The 18,360-nt window shown below is 73.9% G+C and carries 16 protein-coding genes; 9 read left to right on the top strand and 7 right to left on the bottom strand.

Features of this window, described 5'->3' with window-relative positions:
* Nucleotides 1-11: 11 nt before the first annotated feature.
* Complete coding sequence (locus ACSMXO_RS33415; protein ID WP_455415136.1) at nucleotides 12-4,217, bottom strand: WG repeat-containing protein; 4,206 nt, start codon at nucleotides 4,215-4,217, stop codon at nucleotides 12-14.
* Between the two features lie 214 nt (nucleotides 4,218-4,431).
* Here ACSMXO_RS33415 and ACSMXO_RS33410 point away from each other — a divergent pair, with 214 nt between their 5' ends.
* From ACSMXO_RS33410 to ACSMXO_RS33400, 3 genes are read left to right on the top strand one after another with little or no spacing between them, the layout of a single operon-like run.
* Nucleotides 4,432-5,286, top strand: a complete 855-nt coding sequence (locus ACSMXO_RS33410) for an ABC transporter permease (RefSeq protein ID WP_346257943.1) — start codon at nucleotides 4,432-4,434, stop codon at nucleotides 5,284-5,286.
* Nucleotides 5,279-6,100 carry an ABC transporter permease gene (locus tag ACSMXO_RS33405; protein WP_455415135.1) on the top strand — a complete coding sequence of 274 codons (822 nt, stop codon included), beginning with the start codon at nucleotides 5,279-5,281 and terminating at the stop codon, nucleotides 6,098-6,100. The genes ACSMXO_RS33410 and ACSMXO_RS33405 overlap by 8 nt, the downstream gene beginning before the upstream one ends.
* Nucleotides 6,097-7,098, top strand: a complete 1,002-nt coding sequence (locus ACSMXO_RS33400; RefSeq protein ID WP_455415134.1) for an ABC transporter ATP-binding protein — start codon at nucleotides 6,097-6,099, stop codon at nucleotides 7,096-7,098. The genes ACSMXO_RS33405 and ACSMXO_RS33400 overlap by 4 nt, the downstream gene beginning before the upstream one ends.
* 19 nt (nucleotides 7,099-7,117) lie before the next feature.
* Here ACSMXO_RS33400 and ACSMXO_RS33395 read toward each other — a convergent pair whose 3' ends face one another.
* Complete coding sequence (locus tag ACSMXO_RS33395) at nucleotides 7,118-7,690, bottom strand: helix-turn-helix domain-containing protein (RefSeq protein WP_455415133.1); 573 nt, start codon at nucleotides 7,688-7,690, stop codon at nucleotides 7,118-7,120.
* Nucleotides 7,691-7,745: 55 nt separating this feature from the next.
* Here ACSMXO_RS33395 and ACSMXO_RS33390 point away from each other — a divergent pair, with 55 nt between their 5' ends.
* Complete coding sequence (locus tag ACSMXO_RS33390) at nucleotides 7,746-8,549, top strand: AzlC family ABC transporter permease (protein WP_455415132.1); 804 nt, start codon at nucleotides 7,746-7,748, stop codon at nucleotides 8,547-8,549.
* Nucleotides 8,543-8,851 (top strand): AzlD domain-containing protein, encoded by a 309-nt coding sequence (locus ACSMXO_RS33385; RefSeq protein WP_346257938.1) that lies wholly within the window; start codon nucleotides 8,543-8,545, stop codon nucleotides 8,849-8,851. The genes ACSMXO_RS33390 and ACSMXO_RS33385 overlap by 7 nt, the downstream gene beginning before the upstream one ends.
* A 42-nt stretch (nucleotides 8,852-8,893) precedes the next feature.
* Here ACSMXO_RS33385 and ACSMXO_RS33380 read toward each other — a convergent pair whose 3' ends face one another.
* From ACSMXO_RS33380 to nadA, 3 genes are all read right to left on the bottom strand, one after another.
* Nucleotides 8,894-9,502, bottom strand: a complete 609-nt coding sequence (locus ACSMXO_RS33380; RefSeq protein ID WP_455415131.1) for a DUF3043 domain-containing protein — start codon at nucleotides 9,500-9,502, stop codon at nucleotides 8,894-8,896.
* Between the two features lie 148 nt (nucleotides 9,503-9,650).
* Nucleotides 9,651-11,006 (bottom strand): UDP-N-acetylglucosamine 1-carboxyvinyltransferase, encoded by a 1,356-nt coding sequence (murA, locus tag ACSMXO_RS33375; protein ID WP_346257936.1) that lies wholly within the window; start codon nucleotides 11,004-11,006, stop codon nucleotides 9,651-9,653.
* 258 nt (nucleotides 11,007-11,264) lie between these two features.
* Nucleotides 11,265-12,434 (bottom strand): quinolinate synthase NadA, encoded by a 1,170-nt coding sequence (gene nadA, locus ACSMXO_RS33370; RefSeq protein WP_346257935.1) that lies wholly within the window; start codon nucleotides 12,432-12,434, stop codon nucleotides 11,265-11,267.
* A gap of 69 nt (nucleotides 12,435-12,503) precedes the next feature.
* On the opposite strand from nadA, the gene ACSMXO_RS33365 reads away from it, so the two are divergent.
* The 3 genes from ACSMXO_RS33365 (at nucleotide 12,504) to ACSMXO_RS33355 (ending at nucleotide 15,612) form a co-directional block, all read left to right on the top strand.
* Nucleotides 12,504-13,643, top strand: coding sequence for a glycerate kinase family protein (locus ACSMXO_RS33365; protein WP_346257934.1), 1,140 nt, complete (start codon nucleotides 12,504-12,506; stop codon nucleotides 13,641-13,643).
* 262 nt (nucleotides 13,644-13,905) lie between these two features.
* Nucleotides 13,906-14,274 carry an iron-sulfur cluster insertion protein ErpA gene (erpA, locus tag ACSMXO_RS33360; RefSeq protein WP_346257933.1) on the top strand — a complete coding sequence of 123 codons (369 nt, stop codon included), beginning with the start codon at nucleotides 13,906-13,908 and terminating at the stop codon, nucleotides 14,272-14,274.
* A 363-nt stretch (nucleotides 14,275-14,637) separates the two neighbouring features.
* Nucleotides 14,638-15,612, top strand: coding sequence for a carbohydrate kinase family protein (locus tag ACSMXO_RS33355; protein ID WP_346257932.1), 975 nt, complete (start codon nucleotides 14,638-14,640; stop codon nucleotides 15,610-15,612).
* Between the two features lie 65 nt (nucleotides 15,613-15,677).
* Here the strand turns inward: ACSMXO_RS33355 and ACSMXO_RS33350 are convergent, their stop codons facing one another.
* Both ACSMXO_RS33350 and ACSMXO_RS33345 read right to left on the bottom strand, forming a co-directional pair.
* Nucleotides 15,678-15,911, bottom strand: coding sequence for a sulfurtransferase TusA family protein (locus ACSMXO_RS33350; protein ID WP_318394326.1), 234 nt, complete (start codon nucleotides 15,909-15,911; stop codon nucleotides 15,678-15,680).
* A gap of 157 nt (nucleotides 15,912-16,068) precedes the next feature.
* On the bottom strand, nucleotides 16,069-17,220 hold the full coding sequence (locus tag ACSMXO_RS33345; RefSeq protein ID WP_455415130.1) for a cysteine desulfurase family protein: 1,152 nt from the start codon (nucleotides 17,218-17,220) through the stop codon (nucleotides 16,069-16,071).
* A 172-nt stretch (nucleotides 17,221-17,392) separates the two neighbouring features.
* Here ACSMXO_RS33345 and ctaC point away from each other — a divergent pair, with 172 nt between their 5' ends.
* Nucleotides 17,393-18,355 (top strand): aa3-type cytochrome oxidase subunit II, encoded by a 963-nt coding sequence (gene ctaC, locus ACSMXO_RS33340; RefSeq protein WP_346257930.1) that lies wholly within the window; start codon nucleotides 17,393-17,395, stop codon nucleotides 18,353-18,355.
* The last annotated feature ends 5 nt before the right edge of the window (nucleotides 18,356-18,360 follow it).

Here is an 18,360-nt window from a genome sequence, read left to right as displayed (position 1 = left end):
AGGTGCACAGATCACAGCACGGGCTTGGTGTCGGCGAGCAGCCGGTCGATCTCCTCCATCACGTCGTTCCGGCTGGGGTGCACCGCGTCGATCAGCGGCTCGCCCCGGCGGTCCAGCGCACCCCACTGCCCGGTGCCGTTGCCGATCAGGAACGCGACCGGGTGGATCACCAGCGCCGGGTGGGCCGGTGCGACCAGTACCTGCCCGGACCGGTCCACCACACCCTTGCGCCCGCCCGCGTCGACGATCGCCAGCCCCTCGTCGGTGAACCCGTCGACGTACCGGCCGTCGGTGAGCGCGGTGGTGAAGCCGGTGTAGCGGGTCGGCAGCACCACCTTGCCGTTCCGGTCGACCGCGCCCCAGCCGCCCCGCCGGACGGCGGCGACACCGCGCCGGAACGGGCGTACGTCCTCGAAGCCGGCCGGGATGACCACCTTGTTGGACTTGTCGATCGCGATCCAGCCGCCGGTGCCGTCCCGGGACACCCAGGCCAGCCCGTCGGAGAAGGATCCGACGCCGAGATATCCGGTCGACGCCTCGATCAGCAGTTCGCCGGTTTCGTCGATCAGCTCCCAGGTGCGGGTCTCGGGCCGGCGTACCCAGGCCACCCCGTCCCGGAACGGCTGCACGTCGGCGTAGCTCGGCGCGATCGCGAGCTGGCCGTCGGGGTCGGCGTACCCCCAGCGCTGCACCTTCTCGCTGAACTTCGGCACCGGTGGCCGGTGCACCTGGAGGATCTCGTCCCGGTCCCGCGGGTACGGGCCCCAGCCGTTCTGCGCGACCTTGTTGAAGACGGCGTCGAGCGCGAGTTCGGTCCGGGCGATCAGGTCCGGGTCCTCGACCTTGCGCAGCTCCAGCGCCTTCTCGAAGTGGTTGCAGGCTTCCATGTAGCGGCCCTGGTCGTAGCAGGACCGTCCGGCGTGCTCGTGCATGGTGGCCCGCAGCCGGTCCGGCAGCTCGGAGGAGTTCGCCTCCTCGAAGAGCCGGTCCGCCTCGGCGAAGTCCCCCCGCCACTGGAGGACGTGCGCCAGCCGGGCCTGGGCGATAGCGATCCGTCGCAACTGGCCGGTTGCCTCGGCGTGGGCCAGCGCCAGCTTGCCGTCGGAGAGCGCCTTGCCGAGGTCGCCGAGGATGCGGGAGACCACCGCCCGCAGGCTCAGCAGCCGGGCCCGGGTGCCGTTGTCCTTCGCCGGTTCGAGCTTCTCCGTCAACCGGTCCCGGATCGCCCGCAGCGACTCCGGATCCTCGACCAGTTCCCGCAGGGTCTCGTGGTGGAACCGCCACTCGTACGACGCCAGCACCTGTTCCGGGTCGGTGGCCGCGGGCTCCGGCGTGACGTCGGTGGGTTCCGGCTCGGCCGGCCCTCGTTTTCCGCCCGGTCGGATGATCGGGGTGAGCATGGTGGGCGCGCTCAGGGCGGTCGCCGCCCCGGCGGCCGGCCCGGTCGGCAGCACGGTGTCGGGGCTGGCCTCGACGACCGGCGAGCCCGGCGGCGAGGTGGCCAGTGGGGGTCCGGAGGTGGGTGCCGCAGCCGGCGGTCCGGAGCTGGGTGCCAGATCCGGCGGGCCGGCGGCGACCGTCGGGACCGGCGGTGCGGTCTCCGCCGGGGTGTCCGGGGCCGGTGCGCCGTCGGGTGCCGAATCGTCCGCCGGTGCCCCGGCGTCGACCGTCAGCTCCGGGTCGCCGTCACGCGGCTGGTCCGCTGTGCCGGCACCGTCGTCGGCGGCCAAGGCCACGTCGGTGCCCGGCTCGGTGGGGGAGGGGGCCGCCGGGGCGGCATCGGTGAGCGGTCCGACTGTGGTGTGGTCCGCGACAGGTCCGGTTTTTGGCATGGAGGGTACGGAAGTCTCACTCGGATCGGTGGCCCGTCCGGACTCCGGCACGGGCCCGGCGTCGGCCGGTTCGATCGGAGGACCGGACGAGGGGACGGGCGAGGCGGGTTCGATGACAGTACCCGCCACCGGGGTGGCGGCGGCTGGTTCGACCGGCCCGTCGGCGTCCGTCCCGACCGCTGGCCCCGGGGGCGGGCTGGCGGGCGGCGTCGACTCGACGGGCGTGGTCGGGGACGGGGTGCCGGCGGGCGTCGGCGCGGGCAGGAACTCCAGCCGCAGGCCCGTGGCCGGGGGTGGCGTGACCGGCGGGCGCTGGCCGGTCTCGTCGGCGGACGGTGGCCGGGGCGGCCGGGAAGCCGGATCCGAGGGTGTGGCCGGAGTCAGCCAGCCCGCCGCCCGATCGCGCGGCGGCTCCGCCGGAGTCGCCGGCTCGGCCGGAGGCGGCGTGAGCCACGGCCCCGCCTCGACCTGCCGGGCCGGTTCGGCGCTCCGAGTCGGTTCGACCGTACCGGCCGCCTCGGCGGCCCGGGTCGGCTCGGCCGGCCGGGCTGGCTCCACGGGTCGGGGCGGCTCGACCGGGCGGGGTGCCTCGGTGGCCCGGGCCGGCTCCACCGGACGGGGTGGCTCGACGGGGCGCTGCGGCTCGACCGGGCGGGGTGGTTCGACCGGGCGGGACGCCTCGACGGGACGGGGTGGCTCGACGTGCCGGGCCGCCTCGACCGGGCGCGTTGGCGTCACCGGCCGGGTCGACTCGACGGGGCGCGGTGGTTCGACGGGACGGGGTGGTTCCACCGGGCGGCCGGCGTCGACCGGGCGGGGCTCGATCGGCCGGGACTGCTCGACCCGGCGTACCGGCTCGACCGGGTGAGCCGGCTCGATCCGCCGGGCGGGCTCGACCGGACGAGGCTGTTCGGCGGCCCGGGCCGGTTCTCCGGTCCTGGGCGGCTCTCCGGTCCTGGGTGGTTCTCCGGTCCTGGGTGGCTCTCCGGTCCTGGGTGGTGCGGTCGGGCCGACCCGGTCGGTCGGGCTCGCCGGTCCGGCGGCGACGACGGGGTACTCGGCGACCCGGTCCGGGCGGACCGGCGCGTCGTCCGGCCGGCCGGTGCGCGGTGGGACCCGCTCGGCACCCGAGGCCGGCGTCCGGTCCGGTCGCCCGTATCCCGGTGCCAGCTCGGCGGCGGGCCGGTCGACGCCGGGCGGAGTCGGCCCGACCCGGTCGCCCCGGGGCACGGGGCCCGGCCGGGCGGCCGGATCGGTGCCGCGCGGGTCGCGTACCGGCGGACGGCCGGAACCCAGATCGGGGAAGCGCCGCCCCTCGCGCGGCTCCTGGCCCGGGCCGCGCTGGGCTGGCCAACTGGGTGCACCGGACGGTCCTGCGGCGGGGCGCCGGACCGGAGGCTCGGAGCCGGGGCGGTCAGGCCGGGCCCGGGGCGGGGTGCGGCCCGGGGGTACCTCGCGGCTCCCCGGATGCGGCTGGCCGCCGGATCGGGCCGCCCAACCGTCGGTTCGATCCTGTCCTGGAACGCCCCGCTCAGGGCCGGGGGAGCCGTCGAACGCCGCCGGCATCACCGGACGTCCACCCGGCCCGACCCGGCCCCGGCCGTCCCGAGGTCCGGGCCGGCCGTCGGAGGGCGTCGGGCGCCGGTCCGGCAGCGGCTGGGTCTCCTCGGACGCCGGCCCGGTGAGCCACCGTCCGCGCCGCTCCGGTGCACCGGCGGAGCGCCCCGGCCGGTCGTCGCCGGAGCGGTGCGGATCGTGCTGCGACGCGGCCCGGCCACCGGCAAACCCGCTCTCGCCGCGACCTCCGCGCGGCCCGGACTCGCCGGCACCGGGCGGCCGCCGGTCACCCCGGCCGACCGGCACCGAACCGCCGGTGCGGTGCTCGACCGGAGGCCGGCCGCGTCCGTTCGACGGTTGGTCCCAGGAATCCGGGCCGTCGTCCCCGGAGCCGGGCGGCGGGTTCCAGCCGGGGGATCGGCTGTCCCAGCGGTCGAGCCGTCCGGTACGCGTCTCGCGTGGCGGCCCGTCCGCCCGGGCCGACGGATGGGCGCCGGCCGGTTGCCCGGTACGCCCGCTCGGCAGCGCCTCGCGACGGCTGCCCGGCAGCGCCTCTGGGCGGCCGTTCGGCGGCGCGTCGGGGCGGCCGTTGGAGACCGGCTCGGGACGGCCGAACGGCTCCGGCTCGCCGGGGCGGCTACCCGGCGGCGGTACCTTGGCCCGGCCGGTCGGCACCGGTGCCCGGCCGGCTGGCCGGCGTCGCCGCTGGTGGCCGATGTCTCCGGGATAGCGCTGGCCGGGAAACTGCGGCTCCCACTCCGCCGTCGGTTCGACCACCCAGGACGGTTCGGCGGCCTCTCCCCAGCGGCCGGAGTATCGGCCGCTCATAGCGGCGCTCCGAGCCGTACGCCGCCGTCTCGACCGCCTCGGGACCCGATGCCGGGAGCGGTACGCCGAACCGCGCGCGACGCGGCCGGGGAAGCCGGCTCGCGTCGCTCACTCACGGGGTGTCACCTCGTCGAAAAATCTCGCTGGGCAGCCGGGCGTTCCGGGTAAAGTCACCCGGCTCGGTGCAGCGTGGTCGCGGAAGGAGGGTAACGGCGTGGGCTCGGTCACCGCCACTGTGGCACCACCCATCAGCCGAAACATCATCCCATGGTTCCGGACATTTGCTGCGATAACCGGATCAGGGTTTCGTCGGTACTCTACATACCGGCAAGCTACTCTTGCCGGCGCCTTCACCAACACCGTCTTCGGCTTCCTGCGTTGCTACGTCCTGCTTGCCGTCGCCACCGGCGCCGGTGGCGTCGCGGGCGGCTACAGCCAGGCCCAGTTGGCCACCTTCGTCTGGGCCGGACAGGGCCTGCTCGCCGTGGTGCTGCTCTGGCGATGGACCGAACTGGCCGACCGGATCCGCACCGGCGAGGTCGCCAGCGACCTGCTCCGCCCGGTGCACCCGGTGGTCAGCTACCTCGCCACCGACCTCGGCCGGGCCGGGTACGCCCTGCTGACCCGCTTCCTCCCGCCGGTCGTCACCGGGCTGCTCTTCTTCGACCTGGCATTGCCGACCCGGTGGCAAACGGTGCCGCTCTTCCTGTGCTCCGTCGGGCTGGCGGTGGTGATCTGCTTCGGCTGCCGGTTCCTGGTGAACGCGACCGCGTACTGGCTGCACGACGCCCGGGGCGCGATGATCCTCTGGACCCTCGGCTCCGGCGTCCTGGCTGGGCTCTACTTCCCGCTGCGGTTCCTGCCGGACTGGATCGCCGTGCCGCTCTGGCTGGCCACCCCGTTCCCGAGCCTGTTGCAGACCCCGCTGGACGTACTCGTCGAGCGGGACGGTGCGGCGATCCAGGCCGGGATGGTGGCCGTACAAGTGCTCTGGGCCGCTCTGGTTCTGCTGATCTGCCGTACGGTCCAGCGCCGGGCCGAGCACCGGCTGGTGGTGCAGGGTGGCTGAGTGGACGTACCGGCTGCGCCGGGCGCCGGCCTATCTGGCGCTGCTGCGCGGGCAGGCCCGGTCGCAGGCGTCGTACCGCACCTCGTTCGTGGTCGACCTGGTCAGCAACGTCGGCGCCACCGCGCTCGACGTGCTCACCGTGCTGGTGCTGTTCCGGGTCACCCGGCAACTGGGCGGCTTCGACCGGACCGAGGCGATGGTGATGGTGGGCCTCTCGTCGGCCGCCTTCGCCACCGCCGATCTCGCGGTCGGCAACGTGGAGGCGCTGCGCCAGTACGTCCGGACCGGGCTGCTGGACGCGGTGCTGGTCCGCCCGCTCGGCGCGCTGCCCCAACTGCTGCTGATGGACCTGCCGCTGCGCAAGGCGTCCCGGGCCGTCTTCGGGGCGGGCGTACTGGTGGTCGCGCTGGCCGCCGCCGACCTGGCGTGGACACCGGGGCGGGTGGCGCTGGCCGTGCTGGCCCCGCTGGCCGGGGTGGTGTTCTTCGGCGCGATCTTCGTGGCCACCGCGTCGCTGTCGTTCTGGTGGATCGACTCCGGCGAGGTGGGCTCGGCGTTCACCTACGGCGGCCGCGACTTCACCACGTACCCGATGACCGTCTACAGTGGTTGGTTTCGAGCGGTCTTCGCGTACGGCATGGGGTTCGGTTTCGTGGCCTACTACCCGGCACTGGCGCTGCTCGGCCGGGCCGACCCGCTCGGCCTGCCGGCCTGGGTGGGGTGGGCCGCGCCGGGTGTCGCGCTGCCGGCCGCCGCGCTCGCCGCCGCGGCCTGGCGGCTCGGGGTACGCCACTACCGGAGCACCGGCTCGTGACCGCGACCCCGCCGGACACTCCGGTCATCGAGGCCCGCGAACTGCGCAAGGAGTTCGTGGTACGGGTCCGGGCCGGCCGGTTCCGCCGGGCGAAGCGGGTGGTGGGCGCGGTCGACGGGATCGACCTTACGGTCCGGCGCGGCGAGATGGTCGGCTACATCGGGCCGAACGGCGCCGGCAAGTCGACCACGCTCAAGATGCTGACCGGGGTGCTGAGCCCCTCGTCCGGCCAGGTACGCGTCTGCGGCCTGCTGCCGGTGGCCCAGCGCACCCGGCTGGCGCTGCGCATCGGGGTGGTCTTCGGGCAGCGCTCGCAGCTCTGGTGGGACCTGCCGCTGCGGGACTCCTTCGACCTGCTCCGGCACGTCTACCGGGTCCCGGCGGCCGCGCACGCCGCGCGGCTGCGGCGCTGCCGGGCGGAACTCGACCTGGACGGGTTCCTGGACGTACCGGTGCGGCAGCTCTCGCTCGGGCAGCGGATGCGGGGCGAGTTGACCGCCGCGCTGCTGCACGGCCCGGAGGTGCTCTTCCTGGACGAGCCGACGATCGGGCTCGACGTGGTGAGCCGGCAGGCGGTCCGGGCCTTCCTGGCCGAACTCGGCGCGGCCGGCGACACCACCCTGGTGCTGACCACCCACGACCTGGCCGACATCGAGCGGCTCTGCCGGCGGCTGGTGGTGATCGACCATGGCCGGGTGGTGCACGACGGGTCGATCGAGGCGCTGCACTCGCGGTACGGCTCGCGCCGGCAGGTGGTCGCCGACCTCGACGAGCCGCTGGCCGAGCCGCCGGTGTTGCCCGGTGCGCCGCTGCTGCGTACCGAGGCCGACGGGCGGCGGCTGGTCTTCGCCTGCGAGTCGGCCACCGCCTCCGACGTGGTGGCCGGGCTGGCCCGGGTCGCCGCGCTGCGGGACATCGCCATCGTGGAGCCGGACATCGAGGACGTCGTCGCCCGGCTCTACCGGGCGCCCGCCCCGGTCGACACCGGCGGGCACTGACCGACCGGCCCGACGTGGTTCAGGGGTGCTCCATCACGAGCACGGCGAAGGTGCCGGGGGCGAGCGCCTCGTAGCGGTGCGGGACGTCGCCCGGAAACGTGACGTAGTCGCCCGGGCCGAGTTCGACCGGCTCGGCCGCCGGGCCGGTACGCAGCCGGCCGGCGGCCACCACCAGATGCTCCACGCTGCCCGGGATGTGCGGCTCGGCGTCGCGTACCTGGCCCGGTTCGAGTTCGATCAGGTAGATGTCCCGGCGTACCTGCGGTGCGCCGGCGGCCAGCAGGGTGCCGGTGAACTCGGCCTGCTGCGAGCGCAGCCCGGGGCCGTGCCCGGCCCGGATCACCCGTACCGCTGGCGGGGGCTGCTCGACGAGCCGGCTGAACGGTACGCCGAGGGCGACCCCGAGCGCCCAGACCGTCTCGACGCTGGGGTTTCCGTTGCCGGCCTCGAGTTGGGACAGGGTCGACTTGGCGATCCCGGCCCGGCGGGCCAGTTCCGCCAGCGAGATGCCGGCGCGTTCCCGTTCCCGGCGTAGCGCGGCGGCGATGGCGGGCACCGGGGAGCTGTCGGGACGGGGTTGCGTTCGGTTCATCGGTCCATCCGTTCGGCTTGACGAACGTGTCGTGGGGTGTTCATTATTCTGAACTATGCGTACGGCAGACCGAACGTCGACACCCGGACCGGTGCCGACCCGGGCCCTGCTCCGCGACATCGGCGCGATCGCCGTCGCGATGGTGGCGATCGGCGCCTCCTTCGGCGCCGTGGCACTCGCGGCCGGCCTCCCGGCCCCGGCGATCGTCGCGATGTCCACGCTGCTGTACGCCGGCGGTGCCCAGTTCATCGCGGTCGGGCTGATCGCGGCCGGCAGCCCGGTCGCGGCCGTCTTCGCCGGACTGCTGCTCAACGCCCGGCACCTGCCGTTCGGGCTGGCCCTCGGGGACGTCCTCGGGCGGCGCTGGCGGCACCGGCTGGTCGGCAGCCACCTGATGACCGACGAGGTCACCGCGTTCGCGCTGGCCCAACCCGACCGGGCCGGCCGGCGCCGGGCGTTCTGGCTGGCCGGGACCCTGCTCTTCCTGGCCTGGAACGCCGGCACCCTGCTCGGGGTGCTACTGGCCAGCCGGGTCGGCGACCCGCTCCGGCTGGGGCTGGACGCCGCGTTTCCGGCCGGGCTGCTCGCCCTGCTGCTGCCCGCGCTGCGCGACCCGCAGACCCGTCGGGTAGCCCTGGCCGGCGCGGCGATCGCGCTGCTGGTCACCCCCGTGCTGCCCGCCGGCCTGCCGGTGCTGCTGGCCCTGGCCGGCCTGGCCGTACTGCTGCTGCCCCGGCGACCTCGCCGAGCGGCCGTGCTGACCGGTCCCGCCGAGCACGGGCCGCCGCCACCGGACCGTCGGCCCGGTCCCGCCGAGCACGGGTCGCCGGACCGTCGACACGGGGAGCGCGGATGCTGATCGCGGTGATCCTGGCCCTGGCCGTCGGCACGTACGCCTTCCGGCTCTCCGGAGTGGTGCTGCGGGACCGGCTGGCCCTGCCCGACGGGGTGAGCCGGCTGCTGCCGGTCGCGGCCGCGACCCTGCTCGCGGCGCTGGCGGTGACGGCGGCGCTGACCGAGGCCGGCGCGTTCGCCGGCTTCGCCCGCCCGGCCGGAGTACTCGTCGGCGCCGTGCTGGCCTGGCGCCGTGCCCCGTTCGTCGCGGTGGTGGTCGCGGCGGCCGGTACGGCGGCCCTGCTCCGCCTGCTCGGCATCCCGTGAGTCGGCCTGCTCGGCGTCCCGTGGCGGGGCGGACCCGATGGCTCAGATCGCGTCGCCGAGGTTGACCCGGGGGACCGGGGCACGCATCCGGCGGAACGTGATGGAGCGCATGATCGCGTAAACGTAGAGCGAGCCCATCCGCTGGTCGGTCTTGGGGAACCGCTGCCGGACCAGCTTCTTGATCTTCCGTGAGATCAACACCGAGTCGATCACCAGGGCGATGGCCAGCAGGCCCCAGAGCAGGTTGGAGGCGAACCGCACCTCCGGAGGCATGGTGTTGGCCGAACCGATCAGCACCACCAGGGCGCCGCCGAAGAACCAGGTCCCGACCGTACGCCGGGAGTCCACCACGTCGCGGGCCAGCCCGCGCTCGGGAGCCCGGTCCCGGGGACCGCCCTCCCGGCGGAACTCGGCCGCCGACTCGGCCCGCAACTGCCGGCGCCGCTCCCGGGCCTCCTGCTTGGTGAGCGGCTTCGCGTCGCCGGCCACCCGCCGACCGGCGCTCGGGCGCTTCGGAGTCTCCTTGCCCAACTCCTTCTTGCTCGGGGTGTAGCCCCGGGGACGGGCGGGCGCGGACTCCTCGTCGGGGGTCACCTGAGCGGTGGCGTCCTCGACGAGGTCGGTGGGCTTGCGGCGAAACAGCGACGGCACGGGGCAAGGGTAGCCAACCCGCGACCCGCCCCGCACCTCGCGGTACGTCTACCGCCGCCCGCTACCGACCGGGAGCCGGGTGAGCAGCGTCTCACCCGGCATCCGGTCCGCTGGCCACGGGTGCCCGCGTCGGGGCCCCGTACGCCGGTTACGGGCGCTCGACGTGCGCGCCGAGGTCGGCGAGTTTGGCCTCGAAGTCCTCGTAGCCCCGGTTGATCAGATCCACCCCGTAGACCCGCGAGGTGCCCTCGGCCGCCAGCGCGGCGATCAGGTGGCTGAACCCGGCCCGCAGGTCGGGGATCACCAGGTCGGCGGCGTGCAGCTTCGACGGCCCGGCGATCACCGCGGAGTGCTTGAAGTTGCGGCGGCCGAACCGGCAGGGCGTACCGCCGAGGCAGTCCCGGTAGACCTGGATGGTGGCGCCCATCTTGTTCAGCGCCTCGGTGTAGCCGAGCCGCTGCTCGTACACGGTCTCGTGCACGATCGACAGGCCCCGGGCCTGGGTGAGTGCCACCACCAGCGGCTGCTGCCAGTCGGTCATGAACCCCGGGTGCACGTCGGTCTCCAGCGCCACCGCCCGCAGCTCGCCGCCGGGGTGCCAGAACCGGATCCCGCCCTCCTGGCCCGGCTGACCGGCCCGGGGCGGCCGGGTGTCGGTGACCTCGTACGCCCCGCCGACCGAGCGGAACACGTTGAGGAAGGTCATCATGTCGGCCTGCTCGGCGCCGAGCACCTCAACCCGGCCGCCGGTGGCCAGCGCGGCGGCGGCCCAACTCGCCGCCTCGATCCGGTCCGGGATCGGCCGGTGGGTGTATCCGCCCAGCCGGGCCACGCCCTGCACCTCGATCACCCGGTCGGTGTGCACCTTGATGATCGCGCCCATCTTCTGGAGTACGCAGATCAGGTCGATGATCTCCGGCTCGACGGCCGCGTTGCGCAGCTCGGTGACGCCCTCGGCGAGTACCGCGGTCAGCAGCACCTGCTCGGTGGCGCCCACGCTCGGGTACGGCAGCTCGAACTTGGTGCCGTGCAGGCCGGACGGGGCGGTCAGGTGCATGCCCTCGGGTGTCTTGTCCACCACCGCGCCGAACTGCCGCAGCGCCTGGATGTGGAAGTCGATCGGCCGGGGGCCGATGTGGCAGCCGCCCAGGTCGGGGATGAACGCGTGGCCGAGCCGGTGCAGCAGCGGACCGCAGAACAGGATCGGGATCCGGCTTGACCCGGCGTGCACGTTGATCTCGTCCGTGCTGGCGCTCTCGACGTTGGCCGGGTCGAAGACCAGTTCGCCGTCGTCGACGCCGTCGGTGACCTTCACGCCGTGCAGTTCGAGCAGGCCACGGACCACCTCGACGTCGCGGATCCGCGGCACGTCGAAGAGCCGGCTCGGCTCGTCGCCGAGCAGGGCGGCGACCATCGCCTTGGAGACGAGATTCTTCGCGCCGCGCACTCGGATCTGCCCGGAAAGGGGCGTACCTCCGTGTACGACCAGGACGTCGTCGGTCAACGCAACCTCCAGCGGGTCGATGCTGCTCTACGTCGATGCTGTCCGCGAGGGTGAACCATCCGGTCCACACAGCCGTCGCCCCGTGGCCCGGCCGGCACGGCGCGGTCACGCCCTCCGGCCCGGACTCTGTCACGGCCCCGGGCAGCATAGCGCTCGGTTACGGAAAAGGAGCGGTCACAGCGCGACGGATGGCACGAAACGGGGACAGCGGCAGGAATCCGTACCCTGACAATTACCCTCGGTAGTCGCCTGCGTCCGCTACGGCAGGGCCAGCATCTGGTCCAGCGCCACCCGGGCGTGGTGTGCCGTGTCCCGGTCCACGGTGATCTGGTTCGGCACCCGGCCGGCGACCAGCTCCTCCAGCGACCAGACCAGGTGCGGCAGGTCGATCCGGTTCATCGTGGAGCAGTAGCAGACGGTCCGGTCCAGGAACATGACCTGCTTGTCCGGGTGGGCGTTGGCCAGCCGGCGGACCAGGTTCAGCTCGGTGCCGACCGCCCAGGCCGAACCGGCCGGCGCCGCCTCGATGGTGTTGATGATGTACTCCGTCGAGCCGACGTAATCGGCCGCGGTCACCACGTCGTACCGGCACTCGGGGTGGACCAGCACGTTCACCCCGGGCACCCGCATCCGGACCTCGTCCACGCTGCTGCGGGTGAACCGGCCGTGCACCGAGCAGTGCCCCCGCCACAGGATCATCTTGGCTTCCCGGAGTTGCTTGGCGGTCAGCCCGCCGCCCGGCTTGTGCGGGTCGTAGAGCACGCAGTCGTCGGCGTCCAGGCCCATCTTCAGCACCGCCGTGTTCCGGCCCAGGTGCTGGTCGGGGAGGAAGAGCACCCGCTGGCCGCGCTCGAACGCCCAGCGCAGCGCCCGCTCCGCGTTGGACGAGGTGCAGACCACCCCGCCGTTGCGCCCGACGAAGCCCTTGATGTCGGCGGACGAGTTCATGTAGGTCACCGGCACCGTCGAGCCGGCGACACCCAGCTCGTCCAGCGCCTCCCAGGCGGCCTCGACCTGCGGCAGCGCCGCCATGTCCGCCATCGAGCAGCCGGCGGCCAGGTCGGGCAGCACCACCCGCTGGGCGTCGGTGGTGAGGATGTCCGCGCTCTCGGCCATGAAGTGCACGCCGCAGAAGACGATGTACTCCGCGTCCGGCCGGGCCGCCGCCTCGCGGGCGAGCTTGAACGAGTCGCCGGTCACGTCGGCGAACTGGATGACCTCGTCCCGCTGGTAGTGGTGGCCGAGCACGAACACCCGGTCACCGAGCGCCGCCTTCGCCGCCCTGGCCCGGGCGACCAGGTTCGGGTCGCTCGGCGGCGGCAGCTCACCGGGACAGTCCACCCCGCGCTCGCTGGCCGGGTCGGCGCCCCGGCCGAGCAGCAGCAGGGCGGTTGCGGTGCTGGACGGCTCTACCCACGTCGAAGTCACGTACCCCATGTTTTCACAGCGGGGGCCGCTTTCCAGCCGCACCGATGTGGCCTGCCACACTCGTGATCCATGCGGATCCTGATCTGTCCGGACAAGTTCGCCGGGACCCTCTCCGCGTCCGAGGTGGCCGAGGCGGTCCGGGACGGGTGGCGGGAAGTGGCCCCCGGCGACGACCTGGTGCTGCGGCCACTCTCCGACGGCGGGCCGGGCTTCGTCGAAGTGCTCGCCGCCGCCCTGCCCGGTCGCCGGGTGCCGGTGTCGACCGTCGACCCGCTGGGCCGGCCGGTCGAAGGCGAGATCCTGATCACCGCCGACGGCGGTACGGCGTACGTGGAGAGCGCCCAGGCGTGCGGGCTGCACCTGCTCGCCCCCGACGAGCGTGACCCGAGGCGGGCCACCTCGTACGGCCTCGGCGCGCTGCTCGGCACCGCCGCCGAGGCCGGGGCCCGGCGCGCCGTCGTCGGGCTGGGCGGCTCGGCAGTGAACGACGCGGGCGCGGGGCTGCTGGCCGCGCTGAACGCCGTACCGGTGGATGCCGCAGGGATGGCCCTCCCGTACGGCGGAGCCGCGCTGCTCGCCGTTGCCGGGCTGACCGGACGGCCCCAGACGCGCGGGATGGAACTGGTCGCGGCGACCGACGTCGACAACCCGCTGACCGGGCTGACCGGCGCGTCGAACGTCTTCGGCCCGCAGAAGGGTGCGACCAGGGAGGACGTACTCCTGCTCGACGACGCGCTGCGGCGGTTCGCCGAGGTGCTGGAGCGTGACCTGCCCGGCTGCCCACCCGGGCTGGCCGGGCTGCCCGGTGCCGGCGCGGCCGGCGGGCTCGGTGCGGCGCTGCTCGCCCTGGGCGGCCGGTGCGAGTCCGGCATCAACCTGGTCACCCGGCTGACCGGGCTGGACGCCGCCTACGACGAGGCCGACCTGGTGATCACCGGGGAGGGTTCCTTCGACCACCAGTCGCTGGGCGGCAAGGTGGTCGCCGGGGTGGCCGGGGCGGCCCGGGACCGGGGGGTGCCCTGCGTGGTGCTGGCTGGCCGGGTCAGCGCCGGGCGGCGGGAGTCGGCGGCGGCCGGGGTGACCGAGACGCACAGCCTGGTCGACCACTTCGGCGGGGAGCCGCACGGTGGCGCCGAGCGGGCGATGAGCCGGCCGGCGGAGGGCCTGCGGGCGCTGGCGGCCCGCCTGGCCGGGCAGTGGAGCCGCTGATCCGGCGGTCGCTGGTCCTCCCCGGCGGGGCCGGGTCGGTGAATGCAGACCGGGCCCGGCGGGACCGCATTGGGGCGTTCGTCACATTCGTCGGGGCGGCCGGGACGATCCGGCACACCGGGGCGGGTTCCACCCGAGCCTGGGTGACCTGCGTCGCATCCGCCTAGAATCGATTTTGTACCCGCATTGGGAATCACCGGCCAGCCGGCTAGCGTTGGCCAGTACGGATAAACATCGCACCGGCGCAGGGGAGACTTTCATCGTGACAACGCCAGCGCAGACCGAGTCGACCGCGGCAACCGCTCCGAGCACCGTCGTCCTGACCGACGTCGCGGCGCAGAAGGTGAAGGCCCTGATCGAGCAGGAGGGCCGCGACGACCTGCGGCTGCGGGTCGCGGTGCAGCCGGGTGGCTGCTCCGGCCTGCGCTATCAGCTCTTCTTCGACGAGCGCTCGCTCGACGGTGACGTGGTCAGCGACTTCGGCGGGGTCGAGGTCGTCGTCGACCGGATGAGCGCGCCGTACCTCACCGGCGCCACCATCGACTTCGCCGACCGGATCGACGCCCAGGGCTTCACCATCGACAACCCGAACGCGCAGAACTCGTGCGCCTGCGGAGATTCGTTCCACTGATCGGTGCTTTGTCCCGGTTTAGCCGGTACAACCCGATTTGCCGTTAGATACTGAATGCCTGAGCGGGTCGCCCCGCGCGGGCGGCGTGACGTTACCCGGAGAGTCCGTCATGCCGCCGCGCCGGAGCGGCCCGTTCGGCGTACCGGGGCATCCGGGGCGTCCCGGGCGTGGCGGCGGACCCGGGGCAGCGGGTGAGGTCCGAGACGGCCTCGCGTCCGGCCCGCGTCCCGGCGTCCCGAGGTTGCCGGGCGGCGAGCTGCGGATGACGCCCAGTTTGCTGGTACCCGATCGATCGGGGACGTGGCGGACGACAGACCGGTAGGCTGACCCGGCCGCATTACCGTCTCAACTCCGAGGGCCGACATGAAGATCGCCGTCACCGGCTCGATCGCCACCGACCACCTGATGCACTTCCCGGGCCGGTTCGCCGATCAGTTCATCGCCGACCAGTTGCACAAGGTCTCGCTCTCCTTCCTCGTCGACGAGCTGGTGCTCCGGCGGGGCGGGGTCGCCGCCAACATCGCCTTCGGGATGGCGCAGCTCGGCCTGCGGCCGGTGTTGCTCGGCGCGGTCGGCGCCGACTTCGACGACTACCGGTCCTGGCTGGAGCGGCACGGCGTCGACTGCTCCTCCGTGCACGTCAGCGAGGTGGCTCACACGGCGCGGTTCGTCTGCACCACCGACACCGAGATGTGCCAGATCGCGTCCTTCTACGCCGGAGCGATGAGCGAGGCCCGCAACATCGAGCTGGCCCCGGTCGCCGACCGGGTCGGCGGGCTCGACCTGGTGCTGGTCAGCGCCAACGACCCGGACGCGATGCTGCGGCACTCCGAGGAGTGCCGCCAGCGGGGGTACGCCTTCGCCGCCGACCCGTCGCAGCAGCTCGCCCGGATGGACGGCTCCGACGTGCTCGGCCTGATCGACGGCGCCGACTACCTGCTGACCAACGACTACGAGAAGTCGCTGCTACAGAGCAAGGCCGGGCTGACCGACGACCAGTTGCTGGACCGGGTCAAGATCCGGGTCACCACGCTGGGCAAGGACGGCGTGGAGATCGACGGCCGGGAAATCGACCGGATCCACGTGCCGATCGCCCGCGAGTTGCAGGCCGCCGACCCGACCGGGGTGGGCGACGGCTTCCGGGCCGGATTCTTCGCCGGCCTCTCCTGGGGACTGAGCCTGGAACGGTCCGCCCAGGTCGGCTCCCTCCTCGCCACGCTGGTGCTGGAGACCGTCGGCACCCAGGAGTACGAGGTCCGGGGCGACCTCTTCGTCAAGCGCCTCGCCGAGTCGTACGGCGACCAGGCCGCTGAAGAGGTCCGGCAGCACCTGGGCTGAGACGTCGCCGGGTCACCCCGGCCGGGCGGCGGCGCGGGGCGGTCACCCGCGCCGCCGGCCTCCGGTCAGTGGGCGCGGCGGATGTCGTAGGCGGGGGAGCCGTCGACGGTCGGGGTGTCGACCAGTTCCTGCCCGCGCATCCGGCACCAGGCCGGAATGTCGATCGCCGCGGCCGGGTCGTCGGCGAGTACCCGGAGCACGCCGCCGACCGGCAGCTGGGGCAGCCGCCGGGCCGCCGCGATGACCGGCAGCGGGCAGCGCTGGCCGAGACAGTCGACGACCTCGTCCGGCCCGTTCACCGCTGACCTCCCGGCACCTGAGTACGTCCCTTCCGTTCCCCTCGGCCTCCCCGGCGACCTCGCCCGAACGGCCCGGCGACCGCCGCCGCCGGCGTCGGCGTTCCGGCGATTGTCCGACGGCGGGCCGAGCCGGGCCAACCGGCCCGCCGGAGCGGGCTCAGAGTCCGACCACGCCGGCCTCGGCGCGCAGGGTGGCCACGATCCCCGGCAGCTCGGCGAGGAACCGGTCGACCTCCGCCTCGGTGCTCTCGCGGTGCAGCGAGATCCGCACGTTGCCGTGCGACAGCACCCCCATCGCCTCCAGCACGTGCGACGGGCGCAGCGTGGACGAGGTGCAGGACGATCCCGACGAGACCGCGAAGCCGCGCCGGTCCAGGGCGTGCAGCAGCGCCTCGCCGTCCAGGTAGAGGCAGGAGAAGGTGACCAGGTGCGGCAGCCGGCGCACCGGGTCGCCGACCACCTCCACGTCGGGCACCGTCGCCGCCACGGTGGCGCGGATCCGGTCCACCAGCGGGCCGAGCCGGGCGGCCTCGGCCGCCGCCTCCGCGTGCACCGCCCGCAGCGCGGCCGCCGCCGCCACGATCGCCGGCAGGTTTCCCACCCCCGGGGTACGACCCGCTTCCCGCTCGTCCGCCGGATACGGCGACTCCCAGCGGGTGCCCTTGCGGACCACCAGCAGCCCCACCCCGGGCGGGCCGCCCCACTTGTGCGCGCTGGCCGAGAGCATCGACCAGCCCTCCGGCACCGGCAGCCGGCCCACCGACTGGGCGGCGTCGACGTGCAGCGGTACCCCGGCCGCCGCGCAGGCCCGCGCCGCCTCGGCCACCGGCTGCACCGTACCCACCTCGTGGCTGGCGCTGATCAACGTGGCCAGCGCCACTCCGGGGCCGGCCACCGCCGACGACCAGGCGTCGAGATCGAGCCGCCCGGCCCGGTCCACCGGTACCGGGGTGGCGGTGCCGCCGGCGGCCACGTGCCGTTCCGCCGCGTGCAGTACCGCGGAGTGCTCGATCGCCGAGTGCACCAGCGTGCCGCCCGCCCGGCGGCGCCCGGCCAACCCGCCGAGCACCGCGGCGTGCACCGCCGCCGTACCGCTGGGGGTGAAGGAGAGCTCGTCGGGGCGTACCCCGAGCACCTCGGCGGTGGCCGCCCGCGCCGCGTCGAGGAGTTGGCGGGCCCGGCGGGCCGGCGCGTAGAGCCGGGCCGGATCGGCCCACCCGTCCTCCAGCGCGGCGAGCATCGCCTGCCGGGCTACCGGGTGTAGCGGTGCCGCGGAGGCCGCGTCGAAGTACGCCGGGGGCTCGCTCACCAGGAAACCGTAGCGCGGCGGGGGATCGGGCAAGATCCCCCGGCAGAGTGGGGACGCGGACCCCAAGGCCGTCCAGCCTACGCAGGTCGAGTAATCTGCGACCGTCGGTGACGCCTTTGCCGCCGGTGTCGACAAACGCCGACGCCGCGGCGCGCTAGGGAGGCAGGACCAGGTGGTCGCAAGGGGTTCGGAGGTACGGTCGTCGGCCGTACGGCAGAACAGTCCCCGGGACGCCCGAGGGCGCGGCCCGCGCCCGTCGGTGGGCCGGCTGGCCGGGCTCGGAGCCGGTGGCGCCGCGCTGCTCGCCCTGCTGACCGGTTGTGACGTCGGCCGGACGTTCGACGGGTTCGGCTGGCCGCAGGGCGGCATCAGCCCCGAGTCCCACCGCATGTACGACCTCTGGATCGGCTCGACGATCGCGGCCCTGGCCGTCGGCATCTTCGTCTGGGGCCTGATCTTCTGGTGCGTCATCCGCTACCGCAAGCGGGGCGAGGCGCTGCCGGTGCAGACCCGGTTCAACATGCCGATGGAGTTCCTCTACACCATCGCGCCGATCCTGGTCGTCGCCGTGCTCTTCTACTACACGGCGATCGTGCAGACCGGGGTGAACAAGGTCACCAGCAACCCGGACGTGACCGTCGAGGTGGTCGCGTTCAAGTGGAACTGGCAGTTCAACTACCGGGACAAGCCGGGCGAGGACGCCAACACGGTGGCCTCGACCCTGGGCACCACCGAGGTGATCCCGATCCTGGTACTGCCGACCGGCCGGAGCATCCGGTTCGAGGAGACCAGCCGGGACGTCATCCACTCGTTCTGGGTACCGGAGTTGCTGTTCAAGCGGGACGTCTTCCCCGGCAACGTACGCAACGTCTTCGAGGTCACCAGCCTCGACACCGAGGGGGCGTACGTCGGCCGCTGCGCCGAGCTGTGCGGCACGTACCACTCGATGATGAACTTCGAGCTGCGGGTGGTCTCGCCGGACGAGTACGACCGGTTCATCGAGGCGAAGCGGGCCGGCCAGTCGACCCAGGATGCCCTGGTCGCCATCGGTGAGGCGCCGCTCGCCCAGACCACCCGGCCGTTCGAGACCCGGCGGGACGTCAACAACTTCGGTAACGCGAGCGCGGGAAGCTGAGGAGC

The organism is Plantactinospora sp. DSM 117369, assembly GCF_053764795.1.
Note: the sequence above shows the minus strand (reverse complement) of the source record. Positions and strands in the feature narration are given on the sequence as shown.